General features: G+C 71.6%; 2 protein-coding genes (1 of these 2 cut by a window edge). Both read right to left on the bottom strand.

What is annotated here, in order from left to right; all coding sequences use genetic code 11:
* Positions 1-72: 72 nt before the first annotated feature.
* Positions 73-10,380: a type I polyketide synthase gene (locus ACZ68L_RS01245; RefSeq protein ID WP_469573172.1), complete on the bottom strand. Its 10,308-nt coding sequence runs from the start codon at positions 10,378-10,380 to the stop codon at positions 73-75.
* 626 nt (positions 10,381-11,006) lie between these two features.
* On the bottom strand, positions 11,007-22,223 hold the end of the coding sequence (locus ACZ68L_RS01240) for a type I polyketide synthase (RefSeq protein WP_469573171.1). 18,594 nt of this gene lie beyond the right edge of the window; 11,217 of the gene's 29,811 nt are visible here — the last part of the coding sequence; the start codon falls outside the window, past its right edge; its stop codon occupies positions 11,007-11,009.

The following is a 22,223-nucleotide window of genomic DNA, read 5'->3' as shown; positions in this document are numbered from 1 at the left end:
TGATCGGGATGTTCGAGGGGTTGGGGGTGTTCGGGGTGGGCGGAGGCAGATACGGAGGGAACCCGGAACCCGTCAGGACGTTTCGAGCTCCTCGTCCAGCAGGTCGAAGATCTCGTCGGCCGTGGCCGATTCGAGGTCCTGGCCGCCCGGTGCGTCGACCTCGGTTCCGCCGCCGTTCCACGCGGACATGAGCCCCCGCAGCCGGTCGGTGACCGCGGCCCGGTCGGCGTCGTCCGACGCGACTACGGCCAACGCCCTTTCCAGCCGGTCGAGCTCGGCGAGGAGGGCCAGCGCCGAGGTCGCCCCGTCCTCGACGAGCTCGTCCCGCAGGTGGGCGGCCAGCACCTCCGGGGACGGGTGGTCGAAGACCAGCGTCGAGGGGAGCCGCAGGCCGGTCTCGGCGTTGAGCCGGTTGCGCAGCTCCACCGCCGTGAGCGAGTCGAAGCCGATCTCCAGGAAACCGCGGGTGACTTCCACGGCCGCGGGAGAGCCGTGGCCGAGCACGTCGGCGATGGCGGTGCGCAGGGTGTCGAGCATGATCCGGTCCCGCTCCGCGGTGTCCGCGGCGGCCAGTCGCTGCTTGAGGTCCGCGGCCGACGCGCCCGTCGGACCGCTCTTGCCGGCCGCCGCCGGCCGGACCGGTCCGCGGATCAGCCCGCGCAGCAGCGGCGGGATCGCGTCGGGCCGCATCTGCGGGGAGCCCGCGGTGAGCCGCGTCGGCATGAGCACCGCGTGCCCCGCCGCCCGGCCTGTGTCGAACAGCTCGATGCCCTGTTCCTGCGTGAGGGGCGCGAGCCCCGAGCGGGCCATGCGGGCGATGTCGGCCTCGTCCATCCGGCCCGCCATGCCGCTCTCCGCCCAGGGGCCCCAGGCGAGGGAGACGGCGGGGAGGCCCTGGGCACTCCGGTGCTGGGCCAGTCCGTCGAGGAAGGCGTTGGCGGCCGCGTAGTTGGCCTGTCCCGGGCCGCCGAAGGTGCCGGCGGCCGAGGAGAACAGTACGAACTCCCGTACCGCGAGTTCCTTGGTCAGCTCGTGCAGGTGCCAGGCCGCGTCGACCTTGGGACGGAGGACGTCCGCGAGCCGCTGCGGGGTCAGGGACGCGAGGACGCCGTCGTCCACGATGCCCGCGGCGTGCACCACCGTGGTCAGCGGGTGCGCCGCGGGGATCTCCGCGAGCACCGCGGCGAGCGCGGAACGGTCCGAGGTGTCGCAGGCGGCGAAGGTGACCTCCGCACCCGACTCGGCCAGCTCCTCGGCGAGTTGCGCCGCGTTCGGCGCGTCAGCGCCGCGGCGGCTGACCAGCAGCAGGTGGCGTGTGCCCCGCTCGGCGAGGCGGTGGGCGACCAGGCCGCCGAGGAAGCCGCTGGCGCCGGTGATCAGCGCGGTGCCCGGCTGACCGACGGCGCCTACCTGGTCTGCGTCTTCCCGGTCGGCTGCGTCGGGGCCGGGGTCGGCCACCGACTCGGCGTCCACCTCGGCGACCGCGACCCGGTCCAGGCGCGGGACGAGTATCTCCCCTGCGCGGATGGCGAGTTGCTGCTCACCGCAGGCGACGGCCGTCACGAGGCTCTGCGCGGACACGTCCGCGTCATCGATGTCGACGAGCACGAACCTGCCCGGAGCCTCGGACTGCGCGGAGCGCAGCAGCCCCCACACGGCCGCCTGTGCCAGGTCGGTCACGTCCTCGCCGTCGACCGCCACCGCGCCCCGCGTCGCGACGACCATCAGGACGTCGGTGAACCGCTCGTCGGCCAGCCATGCCTGGACGGTTTCCAGGGCCTCGGCCGTGCGTTCATGAGCGGCCTCGGAGACGGCCGCGTCCGTGGCGGACGGGGCGAAGGCGAGCAGGGCGGCGGGCGGCGGAGTGGGCGCGGCCGCCAGGTCGTCGAGGCCGGCGAAGGCGTCGACGCCGACACCGGATGCCGCGAGACCGAGGTGGTCGGCCCCGAGCACGGCCCAACGGGCGTCGGGGAAGGTGCGGTCGACCGCGGTGGGTGACCAGCCGAGGCGGAACAGCGAGTCGTGGTGTGTGGACTGCCGCGCCCCGTCGAGCTGTGCCGCTGTGACGGTGCGCAGTACCAGGGACTCGATGACCGCGACGGGCGCGCCCTTCGGGTCCGCGAGCGTCAGCGAGACCCCCTCCGGGCCCTTGGCACCCGTGGAGCCCTCAGTACCCGTGGAGTCCTGGGAGTCCTTGGGGGTGATCCGCACGCGCAGGGCGTCGGCGCCCGCCGCGTACAGCGTCACGCCGTTCCAGGCGAACGGCAGACGGTTGCGGCCCCCGCCGTCACCGTCGGCGTCGTGCGACGTGCTCAGGCCCATCGCGTGGAGCGCCGAGTCGAGGAGCGCGGGGTGCAGTCCGAACCGTGCCGCCTCGGTCTCCGTGCGGTCGGGCAGGGCGACTTCGGCGAAGACCTCCTCGCCGAGCCGCCATGCCGCGCGCAGACCCTGGAACACCGGGCCGTAGCCGTAGCCGATGGCTGTGAGGTAGTCGTAGAGCCCGTCGACGGGCACTTCGGTGGCGCCTTCCGGCGGCCAGACCGTGAGGTCGGCCGCGTCCGGCCGGTCGCCGCCCGACGTGAGGGTGCCGCTCGCGTGGCGTGTCCAGGCCGCCTCCGCTCGGCCGAGGTCGCGGGAGTGGATCTCCACGGCCCGGCGGCCTGCCTCGTCGGCGGGCCCCACCCACAGCTGGAGGCCGACGGCCCCTTCGGGGGACAGGACGAGCGGTGCCTCGATGGTCAGTTCTTCGAGGTGGTCGCAGCCCACGTCGTCACCGGCCTTGACGGCCAGTTCCACGAACGCGGTGCCGGGCATCAGCACCGTGCCCATCACGGTGTGATCGGCGAGCCAGGGGTGGCTGTCCAGCGCCAGCCGGCCGGTGAAGACGTACTCGTCGGAGTGGCCGAGCTCGACCGTGGCATTCAGCAGCGGGTGATCGGCCGTCCCGAGCCCCGCCGCCCGGACGTCTCCCGCCGCCGCACCGCCTTCGAGCCAGTAGTGGCCGTGCTGGAAGGCGTACGTGGGCAGGTCGACCCGGCGGGCACCGGCGCCGACTTCGGAGAAGTACGTCCCCCAGTCAACTGCCTTGCCGCGTACGTACAGTTCGGAAAGGGCGGTGAGCAGACTTTCCGGCTCGTCACGGTTCTTGCGGAGGGCGGGTACGAAGGTGAGCTCATCGCCACCCTCGGAGCCGCCGCTCACGCAGTCCTGCGCCATCGCGGAGAGGACACCGTCCGGGCCCAGCTCCAGGAAGGCGGTCACGCCCGCAGACTCCAGGGCACGGATGCCGTCCAGGAAACGCACAGCTTCGCGGACGTGGCGCACCCAGTACTCCGGGTCCTGGACCTCATCGGCCGACAGAACCTCACCCGTCACATCGGAGACGATCGACACCTGCGGAGCGTTGAAGCTCAGCCCCTGGGCAACCGCACGGAAGTCGTCGAGCATCGCGTCCATGCGCGGCGAGTGGAACGCATGGCTCACCCGCAGACGCTTGGTCTTGCGTCCCTCACCCTCGAAGTGCGCGGCGATCTCAAGAACCGACGCCTCGTCGCCCGAAATCACTGTGGCGGACGGCCCGTTGAGGGCGGCGATGGAAACGCCGTCGACCAGCAGCGGCAGAACCTCGTCCTCCGCCGCCTGCAACGACACCATCGCGCCACCCGTCGGGAGCGCCTGCATCAGACGACCTCGCGCGGCCACGAGAGCGGCAGCGTCTTCGAGCGACAGCACCCCGGCCACGTACGCGGCCGACAGCTCACCGATCGAGTGACCCAGCAGGTAATCCGGCTTCACGCCCCACGACGTCACCAGCTCGAACAGCGCAACTTCGAGAGCGAACAGACCGGCCTGGGTGAACTGCGTCTGATCCAGCAACCCACCCTCGCCCTCGCCCTCGCCCTCGCCGAAGACCACCTCGCGAAGAGGCCGGTCCAGGTGCCGGTCCAGCTCCGCACACACCGCGTCGAACGCATCCGCGAAGACGGGATACGACTCGTACAACTCACGGCCCATGCCCGGCCGCTGCGAACCCTGACCCGAGAACAGCACGCCTACCCGGCCGCGCGCTCCCGCGTCCCGAACCAGTCCTGCGGCGGTTCCCTGGTCGGCGAGGGCGGTGAGCCCGTCGAGGAAGGCGTCGCGGTCGTTCGCGACCACCACGGCGCGGCGTTCGTGGACGGATCGGGTGGTGGCCAGCGAGTACGCGACGTCCAGCGGATCGAGACCAGGGGCGGCGACGACCGTCGTGCGCAGGCGCTCCGCCTGGCCGCGCAGCGCTTCCTCGTCCCGTGCGGACAGCACCCACGGCAGTGCCGCGGGCCCGCCCTGCGTGCGGGGCGCGGGCGGTGAGATGGCGGCGGGGGTGTGCTCCGGAGCTTGTTCCAGGATGACGTGGGCGTTCGTGCCGCTCACGCCGAACGAGGAGATGCCGCACCTGCGGGGGTGGCCGGTCTCCGGCCAGTCCCGCCGCTCGGTCAGGAGTTCAACGGCGCCTTCCGTCCAGTCCACGTGGGTGGAGGGCTCGTCCACGTGCAGGGTCTTCGGGAGCACTCCGTGCCGGAGCGCCATCACCATCTTGATGATTCCGGCGACACCTGCGGCGGCCTGGGTGTGGCCGATGTTCGACTTCAACGATCCGAGCAGCAGCGGCAGTCGGCCGTCCCGGTCCCTGCCGTACGTCGTGAGGACGGCCTGCGCCTCGATGGGGTCGCCCAGCGTCGTGCCGGTGCCGTGCGCCTCCACCGCGTCCACCTGGTTCGCGGTGAGGCCCGCGTTGACCAGGGCCTGGCGGATGACGCGCTGCTGCGAGGGTCCGTTGGGGGCGCTGATGCCGTTGCTGGCGCCGTCCTGGTTGATGGCGCTGCCCTTGACGACGGCCAGCACCCGGTGGCCGTTGCGCTCGGCGTCGGACAGCCGCTCCAGGAGCAGCACGCCGACGCCCTCGCCCCAGCCCGTGCCGTCGGCGGCTTCCGCAAACGCCTTGCAGCGGCCGTCGGACGACAGGCCGCCCTGGCGGCTGAACTCGGCGAAGACCGCCGGCGTTGCCATGATCGCGGCGCCGCCGGCCAACGCCATGGAGCACTCGCCCTGACGCAGCGCCTGCGCGGCCAGGTGCAGGGCGACCAGCGACGACGAGCACGCGGTGTCGATGGTGACGGCCGGGCCTTCGAGGCCGAGCGCGTAGGCGATGCGGCCGGAGATCACGGCGGTGGCCGTGCCGGTGAGGAGGTAGCCCTCGACGCCCTCCGGCGGCTGGCGGACGTCGCTGGCGTACCCCTGCGACGAGGCGCCGATGAACACACCCGTGCTGCTTCCGCGCACGGCCGCGGGGACGATCCCGGAGCGCTCGAAGGCCTCCCAGGAAGTCTCAAGGAGGAGCCGCTGCTGCGGGTCCATCGCCAGCGCCTCACGCGGGCTGATCCCGAAGAACCCTGCGTCGAAGGCGGCCGCACCGCTGAGGAAGCCGCCCATCGGCGTGAAGCCGGGGCCGCTGCCGTCGTCGGCGAAGGCACGCTCCCAGCCACGGTCGGCGGGGAACCCGGATATGGCGTCGGTGCCGGTGGCGGCGAGGTCCCACAGCTGTTCCGGCGTCCGCACGTCACCGGGGAAGCGGCAGCCCATGCCGACGATGACGATCGGGTCGTCGTCGGCGGCGGAGGCGCCGGCCGTCGGGGCGGTCACGGCGGTGTCGTCCTCGTGCCCGAGGGACTCGGCGAGCAGGTGTTCGGCCAGGACGGTGGCCGTCGGGTAGTCGAAGACCAGGGTGGTGGAGAGCCGCAGGCCGGTGGCGGCCTTCAGGCGGTTGCGCACCTCGACGGCGGTCAGCGAGTCGAAGCCGACCTCGCGGAAGGCCCGGTTCGCCTCCAGGGCCGCGGCGTCGGCCAGGCCGAGCACGGCAGCGGCCTCGGTGCGTACGAGGTCGAGGACCGCGGCAGGACGCTCGTTCTCCGGCAGTTCGGCGAGGCTGCGCTGGAACGCGGAGAGGTCGCCCGTCTCGGCGGCTTCGACGGCCGCCGCGTCGTCGAGGATCCGGCGCACTTCGGGCAGGTCCGCGAGGAGCGGGCTGGGCCGGGCCACGGTGAACGTCGGCACGAACCGCTCCCAGCGTACGTCCGCGACCGTCAGCATGGTCTCGTCGTGCCCCACCGCGTCCTGCATCGCGTCGATGGCGAGCTCGGGGTCCATCACGGGTAGACCGCGCCTGCTCAGGATCTCCTCGGCCGAGCCCTTGGCCATGCCGGCGCCGCCCCACGCGCCCCAGGACATCGCGGTGGCGGCCAGGCCGTCGGCGCGGCGCCGCTGCGCGAGCGCGTCGAGATAGGCGTTGGCCGCGCCGTAGGCTCCCTGGCCACCGCTGCCCCAGATGCCGGAGATCGACGAGAACAGGATGAAGGCGTCCAACTTCTCGTCGCCGAAGACCTCGTGGAGGTGGGCGGCACCAAGGACCTTCGCCCGGAGGACATCGGCGTACTCCGCGCGGCTCGTCTCGTCGATCACGCTGAGCTGGCCGACACCGGCGGCGTGCACGACCGCCGTGATGCGGTCGCCCGCGTCGCGCAGCCCCTGGACCGTCGCGGCCAGCGCGTCGCGGTCCGCCACGTCGCACGCGGCAAGGGTGACCCTGGCACCGAGTGCGGTCAGCCGCTCCTCCAGTTCCCGCGCGCCGGGGGCGTCGGCGCCCCTGCGGCTGGTGAGCACGACGTGCTCGGCGCCCTGGTCGATCAGGCGGTGTGCGATGAACGATCCCAGGGCACCCGTACCGCCGGTGATCAGCACGGTGCCGCGCGGCGTCCATCGGGTCCCGGCGGAGCCCTGGCCGGGCCTGGCGCGCTGGAGGCGGCGCCCGAAGACGCCGGACGCGCGCACCGCCACCTGGTCCTCGGCGTCCTCGCCGCCGCTGAGCACGCCGCAGATCCGGGTCCACGCGCGGTCGTCGAGGATCTCGGGCAGGTCGATCAACCCGCCCCAGCGCTGCGGGTGTTCGAGGGCGACGACACGGCCGAAGCCCCAGTTCATGGCCTGCTCGGTGCGGACGGGACCGTCCGAGCGGCCCACCGAGACCGCACTCCGGGTCAGGCACCACAGCGGGGCCGGGCGTCCCGCGTCGCCCAGGGCCTTGACCAGCTCGACGTTGGCCGCGAGGCCCGCCGCGATCACCGGGTGCTCCGGGTCCGGCCCGTGGAGCAGCGCCAGCAGGGACACGACCCCGGCCGGCTCCGGCTCGTCGGCCAGCCGGGCGGCGAGGATTCCGCGGTCCACCTCGGTGCCGGAGACGGTGAACACCGAGACGTCGGCACCGTGCCGCGTCAGCCCACGCACGGTCTCGCACACCGTCTCGTGGTCGGCCTCGACGGCGGGGACGACGAGCAGCCAACTGCCGGACAGGGCAGGCGCGGCCGCCGTCACAGGTTTCCAGGTCACGCGGTAGCGCCACGCGTCGGCCGTCGACTCGTCCCGCCGCTGCCGCCGCCACGACGACAGCACCGGGAGCACTTCGCCGAGCGAGTCCCGGGTGGCGCCGCCGAGTTCGAGGGTCTCGGCAAACGCTTCCAGATCGCCGCGCTCCACCACGTCCCAGAACTCGGCGTCCACGGGGTCCGCCGTCCCCGCCACGGAGACCTCTTGGGCCTCCGGCCAGTAGCGCTCGTGCTGGAAGGGGTAGGTAGGCAGGTCCACGTGTGTGGCCTGCTGCCCCGCGAACACTGCCTCCCAGTCCAACTCGACGCCGTGGACGTGGGCTTCGGCCGCCGAGGTCATGAAGCGGTGTGCCTCGTCCTCGTCACGCCGCAGGGTGCCCAGCGCCACCGCGTCACTGCCTGCCTCCTCGAAGATCTCCTGCAGGCCCAGGTTGAGGACCGGGTGCGGACTCACCTCGATGAACACAGACAGACCGTCGGCTTCCGCCGCACGCACCGCCTGCTCGAACTCCACCGTGGAACGCAGGTTTCGGAACCAATAACCGCCATCCAGACCCGTCGTATCGTCCAGCAGGGCCCCGGTCAGCGTGGAGTAGAACGGCACCCGGCCCGCAACCGGCGCCACCCCCGCCAGGAACTCCGCCAGGTCCTCCTCGATCAGCTCCACCTGGGCCGAATGCGAGGCATAGTCCACCGCGATCCTCTTCGCCCGCACACCCTCCTCCGTGCAGGACGCGACCAGCTCCTCCAACGCATCCGGCTCACCCGACACCACCACAGAAGACGGACCATTCACCGCCGCCACCGAGATCCGTCCGTCCCAGACGGTCAGACGCTCACGCACCTCCGCCACCGAAAGCGACACCGAAACCATGCCGCCACCACCGGACAACGCCAGCAGAGCCCGCGACCGCAGGGCCACCACCCGCGCACCGTCCTCCAGCGACAGGCCCCCCGCAACCACCGCCGCCGCGATCTCACCCTGCGAGTGACCGATCACCGCCGCCGGCTCCACACCGCACGCCCGCCACAACTCCGCCAGCGACACCATCACCGCCCACAGGACCGGCTGCACCACGTCGACGCGGTCGAAGCCCGGGGCACCCTCCGCACCACGCACCACGTCCAACAGAGACCAGTCCGTGAACGGCTCCAAAGCCGCCCCACACTCCACCATCCGCGCCGCGAACACCGGAGACGACCCCAACAGCCCAGCCGCCATACCCGACCACTGCGCACCCTGACCCGGGAACACAAACACCGGACGCACAGCCCGGCCCGCCACACCCCGCACCACATCCCCAGCAGCACGCCCCTCGACCACCGCCGACAACGCACCCACCAAAGAACCCGCATCACTCGCAAGCACCACCGCACGGTGCTCGAACCGGGACCGGCCCAGCGCCAACGCCCGCCCCATCGCAGGCAGTTCCGGCAGCACGCCACCGCCGTCGACAACCAGCCGCAACCGCTCAGCCTGCGCCCGCAGCGCGTCCTGCGACTTGCCCGACAGCACCAGCGGCACACCCGCACCCACCACCGGAGCAGACCTGTCGGCCTCGGACTCCGCCACCACAGACTCCGCCTCCGGAGCCTGCTCCACGATCACATGCGCGTTCGTGCCGCTCATGCCGAACGACGAGACGCCCGCGCGGCGCGGCTCGCCCGTCTCCGGCCAGACACGCTGCTCGGTGACCAGCTCCACCGCACCGGCGGACCAGTCGACGTGCGAGGACGGCGCGTCCACGTGCAGGGTCCGGGGCAGCACTCCATGGCGTACCGCCTGGACCATCTTGATCACACCGGCGACGCCCGCGGCGGCCTGGGTGTGACCAATGTTCGACTTCAACGCGCCCAGGAGCAGGGGCCGTTCGGCAGGCCTGCCCTGGCCGTACGTGGCCATGAGCGCCTCGGCCTCGATGGGGTCGCCGAGACGTGTCCCCGTGCCGTGTGCCTCCACCGCGTCGACGTCCTGAGCCGAGAGGCGGGCGTTGGCGAGGGCCTGCAGGATGACGCGCTGCTGGGACGGGCCGTTGGGGGCGGTCAGGCCGTTGGACGCGCCGTCCTGGTTCACCGCGGAACCACGTACGACGGCGAGGACTTCGCGGCCGTTGCGGCGGGCGTCGGAGAGGCGCTCCAGGAGCAGCACGCCCACGCCCTCGGACCACGACGTGCCGTCGGCCGTCGAGGCGAACGACTTGCAGCGGCCGTCGGCGGCGAGCCCGCCCTGGTCGCTGAAGCCGTAGAACGCCGCGGGGGTGGACATGACGGTCGCGCCGCCGGCGAGCGCCAGGGAGCACTCGCCGGACCGCAGGGCCTGCACGGCGAGATGCAGCGTCACGAGCGAGGTGGAGCAGGCCGTGTCGACCGTCACGGCGGGCCCTTCGAGGCCGAGCGTGTAGGCGATGCGGCCGGAGACGACGCTCGCGGACGTGCCGGTCAGGACATAGCCGCCGGTGCCTTCCGGGGGCGGCTGGAGCAGCGTCGAGTAGTCCTGTCCCGTCGTGCCGGCGAAGACGCCGGTGCGGCTGCCCTTCAGCGTGTCGACCGTGATCCCGGCCCGCTCGAAGGCCTCCCAGGACGTTTCCAGGAGCAGGCGCTGCTGCGGGTCCATCGCCAGCGCCTCGCGCGGCGAGATCCCGAAGAACGCCGGGTCGAAGCCGCCGACGCCGTCGAGGAAGCCGCCCTCCATGGCGAACGAGGGGCCCGCGGAGTCGGTGGCGTCGCCGAGGCTCTCCCAGCCTCGGTCGAGCGGAAACGACGAGATGGCGTCGACGCCCGAAGTGGTCAGCTGCCAGAGGTCTTCGGGGCTGCGCACGCCGCCCGGGTAGCGGCAGCTCATGCCGACGATCGCAATGGGCTCGAGGTCGGCCGCCTCAAGCTCCTGCAGACGCTGACGGGTCTGGTGCAGATCCGCGGTGACCCACTTGAGGTAATCCCGCAGCGTCTCTTCGTTCGCCATTCAATCCCACCCTGAGCAGACAGCACTTAATAGCGATGGAGGACCGGGAACTGGGTGGAAAGTCGTTCGACGTCCCCACTACTGGAGGGTGAATTCCTCGGCATGAATCGGCCGAGGCCACACAACCCTTAACCCATAGCCTTCACATTGCGCATCCTCGAACGCCGACACGCTCCTGTAATTGCATCGGCATTCCAGCAGATCAACTCGCAATGCGAAGCTATTCGCCCCCTCTTGGCCGCACAACCCCTATGGGTTCGGCCCGTCCCCCTAAGGGCTGTCCCGCAATCCCTGGCGGGCGCGCGACGACAGCTACGGCACCTCGCCGCGTTGTCGGAACGTCCGCATGCATCCAGCATGCGGACGTCCCTCCGCCTTGCGATGCACCGCATCTGACGCCGCGCGCTGATCCACCACGGATTGCGGGACAGCCCCTAGCCAACCGCCCCTGTCGGCTCAGGGGTCGGCGGCCGGTCCGGCGCCCGGGAGCCGGGCCTCGCCGCCCGATTCAGGCGGGTTCCGGGTCACGGGTCCGCAGGGGGCGGGAGCGCGGCGGCAGCCCGCTCGGCCGCCGCCGCGTGGCCGGCCGCCTCGCTCCGCCGACGGGCGGGGCGGGTGCGGGGCCGTCAATTCGAGCGGCCGAGCTCCTGGTTGATGAAATCGAAGATCTCATCGTCCGATGCCGATTCGAGCTTCTGGCTCACATCGGCCTGTTCGGTCTCGGCGCGCCCGTCCGACCACTTGGCGAGGAATGCCTGGAGCCGCATCGTGACCCTTGTCCTCGTCAGGTTGTCGGGCTCCTTTCCTGACATGGCGGCCTCCAGCTTGTCCAGTTCCGCGAGGAGCGATGCGCCCGAGGCATCCGACGCGTCCGAGTCGAATCGGAGTTCCGTGTGCAGGAACGCGGCCGCCGCTGCCGCCGTCGGACGGTCGAAGGCCAGGCCTGCCGGCAGCCGGAGCCCGGTGGCCCGCGTCAGCCGGTTGCGGAGCTCCACGGCCGTCAGGGAGTCGAATCCGAGCTCACGGAAGACCCGGTCGGCTCCGACCTCGTCCACCGGGTGGCCGAGGACCGCCGCCGCGTGGGTGCGCACCAGCCGCACCAGTTCGGCCTCCCGCTCCGGCTCGGACATGGCCTCGAGCCGTCGGCGCAGCTCGTCGGCGGCGTCGTCGTCGACGTCCGCCGGCTCGGCGCCGCCCGCCAGGGCGTCCGCGGCCTCCGGCAGTTCCGCCAGGAGCGCGCTGGGCCGCAGGGCCGTGAACGACGGTGCGAACCGCGACCAGTCCACGTCGGCGACGGTGAGCAGCGGGTCGGCATCGGCGACCGCTTGGCGCAGCACGGTGAGGGCCAGCTCCGGCGCCATCGGGGGCAGGCCCCGCCTGCGCAGCAGATCCGCTTCCTCGGCCTGCCCGGCTTCGTCGTCCCGCACGGTGCCTTCCGTCGTGTCGCCGTCGGCCCACGGGCCCCAGGCCACCGACGTCGCGGCGAGGCCGCGCGCCCGGCGGTTCAGCGCCAGTGCGTCCAGGTAGGCGCCGGCCGCCGCGTACACGACCTGACCGCCGCCGCCCCAGACACCGGCGATGGTGGAGAACAGGACGAAGGCGTCCAGTTCCGTGTCGGCGAGGACCGCGTCGAGATGGGCAGCGCCGACCACCTTGGCGGCCAGCCGGGCGTCGGCCTCCTCCATGCGGATGGTGTCGAGCGGGGCGAGGTGGTTGCCGCCGACGGTGTGCACCACCGCCCGCACCGGGCCTCCCTCGTCGGCGAGCCGCCGGACCAGCGCGTCGAGCGCGGCGCGGTCGGTCACGTCGCAGTGCGCGACGACCGCGCGCTCGCCGAGCGCCGTCACCGCCGCCTCGGCCGGTTCCTGTCCTTCGGGCGTCATCAGGACCACCCGGTCGGCCTCGGTGCCGGACAGCCAGCGTGCGACGTACGAGCCGAACGGCGTCGTGGCGTCGGTGACGAGCACCGTGCCGCGCGGGGCCCACTCGCCACCCGTGGCGTTCGCCGACGCCCGCAGGAGCCGGGGCACGAACACTCCGGCAGGGCGCACCGCGGCCTGGTCCTGGCCGCTGCCGCCGCCGATGAGGGCGAGGACTCGGTCCACCGCGCGCTCGTCCGGCTTCGCGGGCAGGTCGATCAACCCGCCCCAGCTCTGCGGCTGTTCCAGACCCGCGACCCGGCCGAGGCCCCACAGCTGGGCCTGTGCCGGTTCCGGCGCCGCGTCGGAGCGGCCCGTGCTCACGGCTCCGCGGGTCAGGCACCACAGGGGCGCCCGTACACCCGCGTCGCCCAGTGCCTGGACCAGGTCCAGCGTGGCCGCCATGGGTTCCTGGCCGAGGGCCAGCAGGGAGACGACGCCCGCGATGCCCTCGGGGCCCGCGGCCTCGCCTGCTCCGGCCAGCTGCTCGGCCAGTCCGGCCCGGTCACGCGTGCCCGGGTCCACGGACAGGCGGGCGGCGACGGCGCCGTGCGCCTCGATCCCGGCGACGACCGGGTGGTCGAGGTGCTCGTCGGCCGCCACGACCAGCCAGGTGCCGGACAGCGGCGCGCCGGTGTCGTCCGCGATCGCCTTCCACGCGACCCGGTAGCGCCAGGTGTCGACCGTGGACTGCTCGCGGGACTGGCGGCGCCACGACGACAGCAGTGGCAGCACCTCGCCCAGCGGCTGGTCCGCGGTGAGTCCGGCCCCCTCGACGAGTCCCGACAGGTCCTCCTGCTCCACCGCGGCCCAGAACCGTGCGTCCATGGACGACACGGCATCCGCCTCCGGGGCGGCGGGACCGCCCGGCTTCGGCCAGTAGCGCTGCCGCTGGAAGGCGTAGGTGGGCAGGTCGACACGGCGGGCGCCGGTGCCGGCGTGGTATGCGGTCCAGTCGACCGCCGTGCCGCGTACGTGGAGTTCGGCGAGGGCGGTGAGCAGGGCCTGCGGCTCGTCGCGGTCCTTGCGCAGGGCCGGTACGAAGCCGGACTTCTCGGGGTCGACGGTGGTGTCGGTGAGGCAGTCCTGGGCCATGGCGGAGAGCACTCCGTCCGGACCCAGCTCCAGGAACGCGGTCACGCCCGCGGACTCCAGGGTGCGGATGCCGTCCAGGAAGCGGACGGCCTCGCGGACGTGGCGGACCCAGTACTCGGGGTCCTGGACCTCCTCCGCCGACAGGACCTCACCCGTCACGTCGGACACGATGGACAGCTGCGGTGCGTTGAAGGTCAGTCCCTCCGCGACCTTGCGGAAGTCGTCCAGCATCGCGTCCATGCACGGCGAGTGGAAGGCGTGACTGACCCGCAGACGCTTGGTCTTGCGGCCCTCGCCCTCGAAGTGCGCGGCGATCCGCAGGACCTCCGCCTCATCACCCGAGATCACCGTGGAGCGCGGGCCGTTGAGAGCAGCTACGGACACGTCCTCCGTCAGCAGCGGCAGGACCTCCTCCTCCGCCGCCTGCAAGGACACCATCGCCCCGTCCGCCGGGAGCGCCTGCATCAGACGACCCCGGGCCGCAACGAGAGCGGCAGCATCTTCGAGCGACAGCACCCCGGCCACGTACGCAGCCGACAACTCACCAATGGAGTGACCCAGCAGGTAATCCGGTCGTACCCCCCACGCCTCGACGAGACGGAAGAGCGCGACTTCGAGCGCGAACAGACCGGCCTGCGTGAACTGCGTCTGATCCAGCAGGTCACCACCCTCGAAGACCACCTCGCGAAGAGGCCGGTCCAGGTGACGGTCCAGCTCCGCGCAGACCGCGTCGAACGCGTCAGCGAAGGCGGGATACGCCTCGTACAACTCCCTGCCCATACCGTCCCGTTGCGACCCCTGGCCCGAGAACAGCATCGCGAACTGTCCGGACGTGACCGAGTCCACGATCACGTTCGAGTCCGTGCCGTCCTCGGCCAGTGCCTCGATGCCGCGCAGCAGTGCGTCCCTGTCCTTCCCGACGACGACGGCCCGGTGGGCCAGCGCGGCACGGCTCGTGGCGAGCGAGAACGCCACGTCCGACACATCGACTCCGGGCCGGCGCAGCAGGTGCGACCGCAGGAGCCTGGCCTGCGCCGTGAGGGCGCGTGCCGACTTCGCGGACAGCATCCACGGCAGGACCGGGGACGACGAGGCGATCGGGGCGACCGGCCGCGGCTCCGCGTCGGCGTCGGGCGCGGGAGCCTGCTCGATGATCGTGTGGGCGTTGGTGCCGCTGATGCCGAACGATGACACACCCGCACGGCGCGGCTCGCCCGTCTCCGGCCACGCCACCGACTCCCTCAGGAGCTCGACGGCCCCCGCCGACCAGTCCACCTGCGTGGACGGCTCGTCGACGTGCAAGGTCTGCGGCAGCACGCCGTGCCGCATCGCCATGACCATCTTGATGACGCCGGCGACACCGGCGGCGGCCTGCGTGTGACCGATGTTCGACTTCACCGAGCCGAGCAGCAAGGGCTGTTCCTGCGTCCGCTCCCGGCCGTACGTCGCGATCAGCGCCTGGGCCTCGATCGGGTCACCGAGCCTGGTGCCCGTGCCGTGCGCCTCCACCACGTCGACCTGCGACGCCGACAGACCGGCCGAGGCGAGGGCCTGGCGGATGACGCGCTGCTGCGCGGGCCCGTTGGGGGCGGTCAGACCGTTGGAAGCGCCGTCCTGGTTCACGGCGCTGCCGCGCACGACCGCGAGGACCTCGTGGCCGTTGCGGCGGGCGTCCGAGAGACGCTCCACCAGCAGCATGCCGACACCCTCACCCCAGGCCGTGCCGTCCGCCGCATCGGCGAACGCCTTGACGCGCCCGTCCTCCGCCAGACCGCGCTGGCGCGAGAACTCGATGAACGCGCCGGGCGTCGACATCACGGTGGCACCGCCGGCCAGGGCCAGCGAGCACTCGCCCGACCGCAGCGCCTGGATCGCCAGGTGCAGTGCCACCAGGGACGACGAGCACGCCGTGTCCACAGTGATCGCGGGTCCTTCGAGGCCGAACGTGTACGAGAGCCTGCCCGACACGGCGCTTGCTCCGTTCCCGGTGCCCATGTGGCCCTCGGCACTGTCGGCGGACATGAACAGCAGGGCCGAGTAGTCCTGGCCGTTCGTGCCGGTGAAGACTCCGGTCCGGCTGCCGCGCAGCGACTCCGGATCGATGCCCGCACGCTCGAACGCCTCCCAGGAGGTCTCCAGGAGCAGTCGCTGCTGCGGGTCCATTCCGGTGGCCTCGCGCGGCGAGATCCCGAAGAAGACGGGGTCGAAGTCCCCTACATCACGCAGGAATCCGCCCTCGGTCACATACGAGGTGCCCGCGTGGTCGGGGTCCGGGTCGTACAGCGAGTCGAGGTCCCAGCCCCGGTCCACCGGGAATCCGGTCACCCCGTCCGTGCCGGCCGCCAGCAGTTCCCACAGCTCTTCCGGCGTACGGACACCGCCCGGGAAGCGGCAGCTCATGCCCACGATCGCGATCGGGTCGTCCGGGTCGGTCACCACCGTCGCCGTCGCCGCCATCGCCTCAAGGGCGTCGGCGTGCTCGGCCTCCCCGCCGAACAGCTCGGCCCGCAGGTGCTCGGCCAGAACCGTCGGAGTCGGGTGGTCGAACACCATGGTCGCGGGGAGCTTGAGCCCGGTCTCCTTGGCCAGGCGGTTACGGAGCTCCACCGCAGTCAGTGAGTCGAAACCGAGCTCCCGGAAGGTGCTCGCCGCGGTGACCGAGTCCGCGCTTCCGTGTGCGAGGACGACCGCCGCCTGGTTCCGCACCAGTTCGAGCAGGGCCCGGGTCCGCTCCGCTCCGGTGGCCGCGGCCAGCCGGGCCCGCAGGGCCGAGGCCCCGTCGGCCGCCGCCGCGGTCACCTCCTCCTGGATGTCCCGCACCTCGGGCAGGCCCGTGAGCAGCGGGCTCGGGCGCAGCGCGGTGAACGCGGGCGCGAACCGTGTCCAGTCGACATCGGCCACGGTGACGTGGGTGTCGCGCTCGGCGAGCGCCTGCTGCAGGGCCGCGACGGCCCGCTCCGGAACCATGGCGGGCAGCCCCCGGCGCAACAGCTCCGCCTCGGCCTCGCCCGCCGCCATGCCGCCGTCGGCCCACGGGCCCCAGCTGATGGAGGTCGCGGTCAGGCCGCGGGCCCGCCGGTCCTGGGCGAGGGCGTCGAGGTGGGCGTTGGCCGCGGCGTAGGCGGCCTGGCCGCCACTGCCCCATACGCCGGCGATCGAGGAGAAAAGGACGAATGCGTCGAGCTCGTCGTGCGGCTCGGAGGTGGCCCCCGTGAAGACGGCGTCGAGGTTCGTCGCGCCGGTCACCTTGGCGGACAGGACGGCCGCCAAGGCGTCGTCGTCCAGCATGTCCAGCGGGTGCGAAGCAGCCACACCTGCGGTGTGGATGACGGAGCGGACCGGCGTACCGGCCTGGCGAAGCCCCTCCACCAGCCCGGCCAGCGCCTCCCGGTCGCTCACGTCACACGCGGAGACCTCGACCGCCACGCCCAAAGCCTCCAGCTCGGCCACCAACTCGACCGCACCCGGAGCCTCCGGACCACGACGACTCGTCAGCACCAACCGCTCAGCACCACTACCGGCCGCCCAACGGGCCACATGCGTACCCAGCGCACCCGTCCCGCCCGTCACCAGAACCGTGCCACGCGGCGACCAACCACCCGACGCCGGACGACTGCTACCGGGAGCGTGCACCAGACGACGCCCGTACACACCCGAAGCGCGCACCACGAGCTGGTCCTCACCACCGGCAGTGCCGGCGCCCGTGCCCGTACCAGTTCCTGTGCCTGCCAGCGCGGTACAGACACGGGTCACCGCCCGCTCGTCCAACGTCTCGGGCAGATCGATCAACCCGCCCCAGCGGCCCGGCTGTTCCAGCGCGGCCACCCGGCCCAGACCCCACACCTGCGCCTGCACCGCATCCACCGCACCATCAGAGCGGCCCACCGACACCGCACCCCGCGTCACGCACCACAACGGCACGGACAACTCCGCATCGCCCAACGCCTGCACCAGCGACAGCGTGCCCGAAGTCGGGGCATCCTGCCCCAGGGCCAGCAGCGACACAACGCCGGCGAAGTCGGCACCCTGCTCGGCGATTCGTGCGGCGAGCGCCTCACGGCTCACCTCACCACCGTCGACCAGCCACTCCACTACTTCTCCGCCACGCGCACGCATCCCCGCGACCACCGGGTGATCCGCACATGCCGACGGCGACACCACCAGCCAGGACCCTTCCAGTCCCGCACGCTCGGCACCACCCGAAACCGGCTGCCACGTCACCTCGTAACGCCACGAGTCCACGGTCGACAAGTCGCTCGACCTGCGCCGCCATGAAGAGAGCACGGGCAGTGCCGCGCCCAGCGACTCCAGCTCGTCCGAGCCCAGAGCCGCCGCGAAGGCATCCACGTCCTCCTGCTCCACCGCGGCCCAGAACGCATCGTCCAGGTCCGACGACAGGGAAGCCGCAGCCGCCCCGGCACCGCCCATCAGCAACGCACCGCCCTCCGGCCAGAAGCGCTGACGCTGGAAGGCGTAGGTGGGCAGGTCGACGCGTCGGGCGCCGGTGCCGGCGAAGTACGCAGTCCAGTCAACTGCCCTGCCGCGTACGTGGAGTTCGGCGAGGGCGGTGAGGAGTGCGTCGGGCTCGTCACGGTTCTTGCGGAGGACGGGTACGAAGGCGAGCTCATCGCCGCCCTCGGAGCCGGACGTCACACAGTCCTGCGCCATCGCGGACAGCACACCGTCGGGACCCAGCTCCAGGAACGCGGTCACACCCGCAGACTCCAGGCTGCGGATGCCGTCCAGGAAGCGCACCGCTTCGCGAACGTGGCGGACCCAGTACTCCGGGTCCTGTACCTCCTCCGCCGACAGAACCCCACCCGTCACGTCCGACACGATCGACAGCTGCGGAGCGTTGAAGGTCAGCCCCTGCGCGACCGCACGGAAGTCGTCGAGCATCGCGTCCATACGCGGCGAGTGGAAGGCATGGCTCACTCGCAGACGCTTGGTCTTACGACCTTCGGTCTCGAAGTGCGCGGCAATCTCAAGAACCGCCGCCACGTCACCGGAAATCACGGTGGAGCGCGGGCCGTTGAGGGCGGCGATCGAGACGCCGTCGACCAGCAGCGGGAGCACCTCGTCCTCCGCGGCCTGCAACGACACCATCGCCCCACCGGTCGGGAGCGCCTGCATCAGACGACCTCGCGCGGCTACGAGAGCGGCAGCATCTTCGAGAGACAGCACCCCGGCCACGTACGCAGCCGACAGCTCACCAATCGAGTGGCCCAGCAGATAGTCCGGCTTAACGCCCCACGACGTCACCAGCTCGAACAGCGCAACTTCGAGGGCGAACAGACCCGCCTGCGTGAACTGCGTCTGATCCAGCAGCTCACCACCCTCGAAGACCACCTCTCGAAGAGGCATTTCCAGGTGCCGGTCCAGCTCCACACAGACCGCGTCGAACGCCTCACTGAAGGCGGGATACGACTCGTACAACTCCCGGCCCATACCGGCCCGCTGCGACCCCTGACCCGAGAACAACACACCCGTCTTACCGGGAGTCAGCGGGCCTTCCACGGTCCGCTCGCCGCCGATCAGGACCGCCCGGTGCTCCAGCGCCGCACGCGTCGTCGCCAGCGAGAAGCCGACGTCGAGCGGCGACAGGTCGGGGTTCTCGGTGACGTACGACCGCAGCCGCTCCACCTGCCCCGACAGCCCCGCCTCCGACTTCGCCGACACCACCCACGGCACCACCGGCAACCCCACCGGAGCCACAACCGCCTCCGGCTCCTCGACCTCCGGCGCCTGCTCCACGATCACATGCGCGTTCGTGCCACTGATGCCGAACGACGAGACACCCGCACGCCGCGGCTCGCCCGTCTCCGGCCAGGCGCGCTGCTCAGTGACCAGCTCAACAGCACCTGCCGACCAGTCCACCTGCGGCGTCGGCTCGTCCACATGCAGGGTCTCGGGCACCAGGCCGTGTCGCATCGCCTGCACCATCTTGATCACACCCGCCACACCGGCAGCCGCCTGCGTGTGACCGATGTTCGACTTGATCGAGCCCAGCAGCAGCGGCCGGTCCTCCGCACGCTCCTGCCCGTACGTCGCGATCAGTGCCTGCGCCTCGATCGGGTCACCCAGCGTCGTACCCGTCCCGTGCGCCTCCACCGCGTCCACCTGCGACGCCGACAGACCCGCACTCGCCAACGCAGCCCGGATCACCCGCTGCTGCGACGGACCGTTCGGAGCCGTCAGACCATTGGACGCACCGTCCTGGTTCACCGCAGAACCACGGACCACCGCGAGGACGCGGTGCCCGTTGCGGCGGGCATCGGAGAGCCGTTCCAGCAGCAGCATGCCGACACCCTCGCCCCAGCCGGTGCCGTCGGCCCCGGCCGCGAACGACTTGCAGCGACCGTCAGCAGCCAGACCACGCTGACGCGAGAACTCGATGAAGCTGCCGGGCGTGGCCATGACGCTCGCGCCGCCGGCGAGCGCCATCGAGCACTCACCCGACCGCAGCGCCTGCGCCGCGAGATGCAGGGCTACCAGGGACGACGAGCACGCCGTGTCCACCGTCACCGCGGGACCCTCAAGGCCAAGCGTGTAGGAGACGCGGCCGGAGACGACACTGCCCGAGGTGCCTGTCGCGAGGTATCCCTCGACTCCTTCGGGCACGGTGGCCAGTTGCGCCACGTAGTCGTGGTACATCAGACCCGCAAAGACGCCGGTGCTGCTGCCGCGCAGCGAGCCCGGATCGATGCCCGCGGACTCGATTGCCTCCCAGGAACCTTCGAGCAGAAGCCGCTGCTGCGGGTCCATCGCCAGCGCCTCACGCGGCGAGATCCCGAAGAAGCCGGGGTCGAACTCCGCGGCGTCGTGCAGGAATCCGCCCTCGCGGGTGAACGACGTACCCAGGCGGTCCGGGTCGGGGTCGTACAACGCGTCGATGTCCCAGTTACGGTCCGTGGGCAGTCCGGTGATTCCCTCGCCACCGGTGGCCACCAGGTCCCAGAGCTTGTCCGGCGATTCGGCGCCGCCGGGGAACCGGCAGCTCATACCGACGATGACGACCGGGTCATCCGCCGTGTCGACGGCCACGGGAGCCGAAGGTACGGCTCTCGCCGCCTGATCGCCGACGATCTCGGCGCGGATGTGATCGGCCATCGCGACCGGTGTCGGATAGTCGAACACGAGGGTCGCCGGCAGGCGCAGCCCGGAGGCCCCGCTCATCCGGTTGCGGAGTTCGATGGCCGTGAGCGAGTCGAAACCCAGCTCGGTGAAGGCCCGCTGGGGCTGCACCGCGTCGCCCGAGGCATGGCCGAGCACTGCCGCAGCCTCCGCACGCACGAGATCCAGCACGAGGTCACGCTGTTCGGTTTCGGGGAGTGCGAGGAGCGTGCGCGCGAAGGACTCCGACTGATCCGCGCCCGACGCCGCCACCCGCCGACTCGGCACCCGCACCAACCCACGCAACAACAACGGCGTCAACTCCGGACGCGCCCGCAACGCCGCCACATCCACCCGGACCGGCACCACCACCGACGCATCCACACCCCCCGCCACATCGAACAACCCCAAACCCTGACCCGACGACAACGGCACCAGACCACCCCGCGCCAACCGCCGCAGATCCCCCTCACCCAACTGCCCCGTCATCCCACTCGCCTGCGCCCACAACCCCCACGCCAACGACTGACCCACCAAACCCTCACCACGCCGCACCCCCGCCAACGCATCCAAGAACGCATTCGCCGCCGCATAATTCGCCTGACCCGCACCACCAAACACACCAGCCGCAGACGAGAACAACACAAACAACGACAGATCCAGGCCACGCGTCAACTCATGCAAATGCCACGCCGCATCCACCTTCGGACGCAACACCGCACCCAGACGCTCCGAAGTCAGGGAAGACAACACACCATCGTCCAGCACACCGGCCGTATGCACGACACCCATCAGCGGATGCTCGACGGATACGTCTGCCAGCACCGCCGCCAAAGCCTCACGGTCAGCCACATCACACGCAGCCACCCGCACCGCAGCACCCAGATCCGTAAGCTCTGCGATCAACTCCGAAGTGCCCGGAGCCTGCCCCCCACGACGCGACACCAACAACAGATGACACACACCCCGCTCCGTCACCAGATGCCGGGCCACCAGACCACCCAGAACACCACTGGCACCCGTCACCAGAACCGTGCCCGCACCACCCAAATCACCCACCGCCCGCCCGGCGTCCACAGCCGCCCTCGCCAGGCGCGGCACAAACACCTCACCACGCCGCACCGCCACCTGCGGCTCACCCGAAGCCACCACAGCGGACAGCACCGCACGCGACGCCTCACCCCCATCAAGATCCACCAGGACAAAACGATCCGGGTTCTCCGACTGCGCCGTACGCAGCAGACCCCACACCGCAGCCTGCACCGGATCCGGCACCTCAGCCCCACCACAAGCCACCGCACCCCGCGTCACCACCACCAACCGCCCCTGACCAGCCTCCTCATCCGCCAGCCAGCCCTGCGCCACCTCCAACGCCCGGACTACCGCCTCATGCGTCCGCGCGACCACACCCTCCCCGACACCCACGCCCAGGCCCTCGACCACCCGCAGCCCAGACACATCCACATCCACGACCACAGGCACAGACACCGCCGACCACTCCACCCGGAACAACGCATCCCGAGCCACATCACCACCACCAGCACCCCGCAACTGCTCCGCAGTCACCGGACGCAACGCCAACGACTCCACCGACGCCACATGCGCACCCGAACCATCGGCCAACAACAACGACACACCCGAACCCGAACGCACGATCCGCACCCGCAACACCCGCGCACCCACCGCCGAGAGCGACACCCCCGACCACGCGAACGG

The organism is Streptomyces sp. NPDC104309, from assembly GCF_055584025.1.
The sequence above is the reverse complement of the archived record's forward strand: the minus strand, read 5'-3'. Positions and strand labels throughout refer to the sequence as shown.